Genomic DNA, 6133 nt, shown 5'->3' on the forward strand with positions numbered 1-6133 from the left:
AGCGGCTATCCGCGTGGAGCGAAGGGAAGCGGGATTCATGAATTTGCCCAAATTACTGCTATTGCAGACGTGTATTCTTCTATGACTGCCAACACGCCTTACCGCAAAGCTTTGTCAGTATATGATACATTAGCCATTATTGAAAAGACAGGAGCGACTTATTTTAATCCAGAGCTCATCCGGGTTTTGGTTAGCAATGTGGTTATCTATCCATTAGGTGCCATTGTTCGTCTAAACAATCAGGCGATAGGCGTTGTTCATGATTATGCTGATGAGCTAAAGACCAAACCGATTATTAATATTACAAAGGATGAAGCCGGCAACCGTGTAAATACCACACTAACTATTGATATGACAGTGAATCCGGCTGTATATATTGCCGAAGTATCGTAAGATAGCAAATTGGTAATTAGGGGATAATGGCAGGATTATATTCTGCCTTTTTTTCATAATATAAGCAGAGAACCAAGTTGTTAGGAGCGTTAGCGACGCAAGAACCTGTGTGAATCGTTTAGTTCCAAACGGAGCGAGAAACTTACTTAATAGAATCTTTACACTTGGCTTTGCAATAGTACAATGGAAAATATGGCTTTACGCCGAGGGAGCGATAACAATGACAGATAAGGCCGAAATTATTGTTGGACGCAATAGTGTACTGGAAGCCCTGAGGGCAGGGCGTTCATTAAATAAAATTCTCATCGCGAAAGGAGAGCGCCAGGGATCGATACGTGATATTATTGTCAAGGCAAAGGAACAGGGATTGGTTATTCAAGAGGTAGAAATGCCTAAACTTGACCAACTGTCAGGCGGCGTGCGTCACCAAGGCGTGGTGGCTTTAGCAGCTCCGGTGGCGTATGTTGAACTTGAAGATATGTTATCGGCTGCGTATGCCAAGGATGAGCCGCCTTTTTTGGTTCTTCTTGATGAACTGGCTGATCCGCATAATGTAGGTGCCATTTTACGTACCGCTGATGCTACCGGAGTTCATGGCGTCTTAATACCCAAAAGACGCAGCTGTCCTCTTACCCAAACGGTCGCCAAAACTTCGGCAGGAGCTGTCGAACATGTACCAGTTGCCAGAATAGGAAATGTGGCACAAACCTTAAAAACTTTGAAAAAACAGGGAATGTGGATAGTTGGCGCAGATATGGACGGAACAAAAAATTACTATGAAGCAGATCTCACAGGCCCTGTTGTTATTGTTGTCGGCAGTGAAGGGCAAGGGATGGGACGGTTAACCAAAGAAGCCTGTGATTTTGTCGTCAGGATACCTATGAAGGGAAAAATCTCTTCGCTGAATGCTTCAGTAGCCTGTTCACTGTTGCTTTACGAAGTACTTAGACAAAGGGAGATGAAAGAAAAATGAAACGCTGGGTGGGCGTGATGTTAGCAGTGGCAGTAATTGCCTTAGGGGCAGCCGCTTGTTGGCTGGTCCGGCCGCTGTTTGCCCAAACAGTATATACTGGAGTTCAGGTAGCAAAAGTTGAACTTGGTGGTAGAACCCGGGATGAGGTCGCACAATTGATCGCAACTTGGCAGCAAGGTGGGATGCTCAAACCGATTCTCTTGATGTATGAAACTACTACGTTTCGAATTGAGCCGGAAAATATAGATTATGTTATTGATGTGGATGCAACGGCTGATGCCGTATGGCAATTTGGACGCGAAGGATCAGTATGGGACAGATTAAAAAAAATCCGTGTTGCGAAGAATGAGGGCTGGTCTATTCCCTTAGCAATCAAGTATAATGAGAGTAAATTAGATAGCATTATAGAACATCTGCAGGAAACCGTTAATCGCTCACCACGTAATGCGACCTTAAGTCTTAGGACAGGTGGTATCGTGCCAGAGGAAGAAGGACGCGAGCTTGACATAACTACATTAAAAGAAAAAGTGGTGGCCGCTCTTAACCAGGTTGATAGCAGCACCATTGTGTTGCCAGTTAAGCCAGTGTATCCACAAATTACTGCGAATGAGTTATCGCAAAACGGTATTAAGGAATTAATTGCTGTATATACTACTAAATTTAACCCCGAGGATACTAACAGAACGGCTAACGTTAAGTTGTCAGCTCAGAAAATTAATGGCAAAATACTTTACCCTGGGCAAATCTTTTCCTACAATGACACGGTGGGCCCAAGGGAGAAATCGCAAGGTTTTAAAGAAGCCATGGAGATTATTAACGGTGAGTTTGTGCCTGGAATCGGCGGTGGGGTATGTCAGGTTTCTTCTACGTTATATAATGCGGTACTTCTGACCGGGCTTAAGGTTATCGAACGCACTAATCATTCTAAACCACTTAGCTATGTTCCGCTGGGACGGGATGCTACTGTTGTTTATGATGCAATTGATTTTAAATTTGTTAACAATAGTTTGGGTCCGATTATGATTATGGCTGAAACTATTGGTAATGAATTGCATGTAGGTATTTTTGGCCAAAAAGCACTAGATAAACATATTGAGATTATGGTAACTCAGCAACAAGTGATTGAACCCGCGATTGTAAAAAAACCTGACCCAACCTTAGCGCCAGGACAAAGTAAAATCGAAAAACCTGGCAAGCCAGGTTATGAAGTAACTGTTACGCGAATTATTCGCGATAATGCTGGCAAAGAACTGAAACGTGAGATATTATCTCGCGATAAGTACGCTCCTGATAATACTATAGTACGATTTGGGCCAGAGCCTAAACCAGTGCAGTCTGAGACACAGCAGTCTTCAAAGCCGCTTGCGCCCGCAGGACGGTTGGAAAAACAACCGGAAGCCGCCAGCACGCAATAGATTGGAGAATTGTATTTGATGGATTTGTTAATTGTGGATGGTTATAATGTCATTAATGCTTGGCCAGAGCTTATTGACAAGGAAAATTTAGAATATGCTCGTGACAAACTTGTGGACATGCTTAGCGAATACGGAGCCTACAAGGGTTTTAGGACTATAGTTGTATTTGATGCACATCTGGCACCCGGGAAGAGTATAACCCAGAGCCGAACGGGTGATATGGAAGTCATTTATACCAAAGAAGGCGAAACGGCTGACAGTTGTATTGAGAAAATGGTATATTATCTCGCGCGTCAGGGTGAGCGTATCTATGTTGTCACTTCTGACGGAGCCGAGCAAATGTTTGTTTTAGGTGCAGGCGCTTTTAGGATCTCTGCCCGTGAACTAAAAAATGATATTACTATTGTTAAACGTCAAATTAGTACCGAAATTTCCCGGAAGGTACTGGCTCGGGATCGTCATGAACTTAGCAGCCGTCTGGGAAAAGATATCTTAAAACGCCTTGATGCTATGCGGCGTGATGGGCTTGACTAACTTTGGTTTAGCAAGTATAATTTAATATGTTAAGACATGTACCAATATGGCATGGCACTAAAATTATTTAGTGCACTTTTATTTTTTCTATGTGTATAAATGGTCATTGAGCGCAAAAACGATATGACCGTTTTAGACAGCAAAATAACACTGGTGGGGGCGATGCGTTGCGGGTTAATACTCAACGCGATCTGTATAGTTGTTTTGACAACTTAACTGATGAAGAAATAGTATTTGACGCCAAAGATAATGACAACACGGTCGCTCTGGAGTATTTGATTAATAAATATCGCAACTTTGTGCGGGCTAAAGCCAGGTCATATTTTTTAATCGGCGCTGAGCGAGAAGATATCATTCAAGAAGGTATGATTGGCTTATACAAAGCTATTCGGGACTTTCGCAATGATAAGCTCTCATCCTTTAGAGCATTTGCTGAGTTATGTGTAACTCGGCAAATTATTACAGCTATTAAAACAGCTACCAGGCAAAAGCATATTCCGTTGAACTCCTATGTATCTCTGAATAAACCGATTTATGATGAGGATTCTGACCGTACGCTTCTGGATGTGCTGTCTGGTTCTAAAGTGACTGATCCTGAAGAATTGGTTATCAGTCGTGAAGAATTTGTTGATATCGAAGAAAAAATGGGCGAGATTTTAAGTGATCTTGAATGGAAGGTACTTATGTCTTACCTTGATGGCAAATCGTACCAGGAAATTGCCGTCGAACTGGAACGCCATGTTAAATCGATAGATAATGCACTGCAACGGGTAAAACGTAAATTGGAACGTTATCTGGAGAATCGCGGTGAAGATAGCGATATTCGTGGTGTATATAAAGGTCTTACTGGGATTAATAATAAAGAACTTTCATCTACAGAATTGGCCAGCTACAGTGATAATTATGAGGAGTAATGGAGCAACAAAAATGACACCAGGCGGTGTCATTTTTTGTTTATGGTCTTTGTGGTTATAATATAGATGGGGTGGTTGAATGGCTGACGCTAATCAGGTAAAAACAATTGGTGTACTTACAGGTGGTGGGGATGCGCCTGGTCTGAATGCTGTTATCAGAGCTGTCGTGCGGACTGCTCTGGGGCACGGCCTTAAAGTGTGGGGGATAAAAAACGGGTTCGGCGGTATGGTGAACAACCAATTGGTTGAAATGACAAATGACAGTGTTGCTGGAATTTTGCCGCGTGGCGGTACGATATTAGGAACCACTAACCGTGATAATCCGTTTCATTATCCTGTAATCAAAGCTGGCCAAATTACCTATGAAGATATGTCTGGGCAAGCATTGGCAAATATAAGACAGGCAGGGATTGATGCCCTTGTCGTTATTGGTGGTGATGGCAGCCTTAAAATTGCTGCACAGTTTTATCAACTGGGGTTGCCAGTAGTTGCTGTTCCAAAAACTATTGATAATGATATACCGGGTACAGAAAGAACCTTCGGCTTTGATACTGCGGTTAGTGTTGCTGCAGAGGCATTGGACCGTTTACATACTACGGCCGAATCTCACCATCGGGTCATGATTCTAGAAGTCATGGGGCGTTATGCTGGTTGGATCGCATTGCATGCCGGTATGGCTGGCGGTGCGGATTGCATTTTAGTTCCGGAGATACCGTTTCGTATTGATTCGGTTATTGCGAAAATTAAGGAACGCCAACAAAATGGCCGCCAATTCAGTTTAATTGTTATTGCAGAGGGGGCTTATCCTCAGGGCGGAGAAATATCGGTATCGCGAATTGTTGAAGGCAGTCATGAGAAAATCCGCTTAGGAGGGGCTGGCGAAAAATTAGCGAGGACCATCGAGCAGCTTACAGGTATAGAATCGCGTTGTACGGTGCTGGGGCATGTGCAGCGTGGCGGTACACCTACGGCTTTTGATCGGATACTGTCTACCCGTTATGGGGTGGCTGCTGTTACATGTATACTGGACGGTGCATTCGGCAATATGGTGGCCTTGCAAAAAGACCAAATTATTCGGATACCAATTGCCGACATTGCCGGCAAGGCCAATAATATCACTGCAGATAATGAACTCCTGCAAGCAGGCCGAGCTATTGGTATTTGTTTTGGGGATTAAAACAGTTGGAGTTGGGTTACACTAAGCCTAAATATTGCGTAGTTGGTTGTAGCTGTGCAATGGAGGGCTGTGATGGAAACCTTGGGCATTACCCTGTTTCGGGTAGTTGCAGGTATGGGGGTTCTGTTTATTATTATGCTGGCGATTGGCCGGCGTCAGTTAGGGGAATTTAGTTCATTTGACTTTATAACTTCGCTTACCATTGGTGCGGTAGCCGGATCGCTGATTGTTGACCATCAGACAGAACTTGTTAGTTCGCTTATTGCACTTCTTGCGCTTGGTGGCCTGCAATTGCTATTTGGTTGGCTTAGTATTAAAATACGACCATTAAATCATAGACTGAATTTTAAACCCCTTATTTTGGTAGAGAACGGACAGATTATTAAGAAAAACCTACGAAGAGTACATATGCCTGTCGAGACTTTATTGCAACTTTTGCGGGAAAGAGATGTATTTGATATAACCACAGTTGAGCTTGCTGTTTTAGAGCCGCATGGCAGGGTAAGTGTATTAAAAAAGGCAGAGCATCTGCCGCTGACACCTAAGCAGGTCAATCTAAGCGTCAGTCCTAACAGCATTTTAATACCAGTAATTTTAGAGGGAAAGTTACAGGAAGATGCGTTAACAAAACTGGGTTTTTCTGCACGCCAGATTGAAGAATTTCGTCATTTGCACCAAGATAGTATTCACAATGTTTTTATTGCTTTTATGGATCAGCATAAGCAAT

7 protein-coding genes are annotated in these 6133 nt (G+C 43.1%); all 7 read left to right on the forward strand.

Annotated features, from left to right (window positions below; genetic code table 11):
• A partial coding sequence (locus tag AC29Z1_RS11875; RefSeq protein WP_488271677.1) for an HD-GYP domain-containing protein occupies positions 1 to 393 on the forward strand: 393 nt, incomplete at its 5' end.
• A gap of 220 nt (positions 394 to 613) precedes the next feature.
• A complete protein-coding gene (rlmB, locus tag AC29Z1_RS11880; protein ID WP_488271678.1) occupies positions 614 to 1366 on the forward strand; it encodes a 23S rRNA (guanosine(2251)-2'-O)-methyltransferase RlmB in 753 nt (250 codons plus the stop codon).
• Entirely contained in the window at positions 1363 to 2781 is a 1419-nt protein-coding gene (locus AC29Z1_RS11885; protein ID WP_488271679.1) for a VanW family protein, read from the forward strand. The genes rlmB and AC29Z1_RS11885 overlap by 4 nt, the downstream gene beginning before the upstream one ends.
• An 18-nt stretch (positions 2782 to 2799) precedes the next feature.
• Positions 2800 to 3315, forward strand: a complete 516-nt coding sequence (locus AC29Z1_RS11890; RefSeq protein ID WP_488271680.1) for an NYN domain-containing protein — start codon at positions 2800 to 2802, stop codon at positions 3313 to 3315.
• A gap of 167 nt (positions 3316 to 3482) precedes the next feature.
• Entirely contained in the window at positions 3483 to 4229 is a 747-nt protein-coding gene (sigH, locus tag AC29Z1_RS11895; protein ID WP_488271681.1) for an RNA polymerase sporulation sigma factor SigH, read from the forward strand.
• A gap of 79 nt (positions 4230 to 4308) precedes the next feature.
• A complete protein-coding gene (locus tag AC29Z1_RS11900; RefSeq protein ID WP_488271682.1) occupies positions 4309 to 5406 on the forward strand; it encodes a 6-phosphofructokinase in 1098 nt (365 codons plus the stop codon).
• A gap of 72 nt (positions 5407 to 5478) precedes the next feature.
• On the forward strand, positions 5479 to 6133 hold a 655-nt coding region (locus AC29Z1_RS11905), incomplete at its 3' end, for a DUF421 domain-containing protein (RefSeq protein WP_488271683.1).

The sequence above is a fragment of the Sporomusa sp. genome (genome assembly GCF_057736855.1).

Excerpts from the sequence above, each read along its gene's own strand:
- AC29Z1_RS11900 (WP_488271682.1), top strand. The coding sequence starts at position 4,309 with ATGGCTGACGCTAATCAGGTAAAAACAATTGGTGTACTTACAGGTGGT.
- rlmB (WP_488271678.1), top strand. The coding sequence starts at position 614 with ATGACAGATAAGGCCGAAATTATTGTTGGACGCAATAGTGTACTGGAA.
- AC29Z1_RS11890 (WP_488271680.1), top strand. The coding sequence starts at position 2,800 with ATGGATTTGTTAATTGTGGATGGTTATAATGTCATTAATGCTTGGCCA.
- AC29Z1_RS11885 (WP_488271679.1), top strand. The coding sequence starts at position 1,363 with ATGAAACGCTGGGTGGGCGTGATGTTAGCAGTGGCAGTAATTGCCTTA.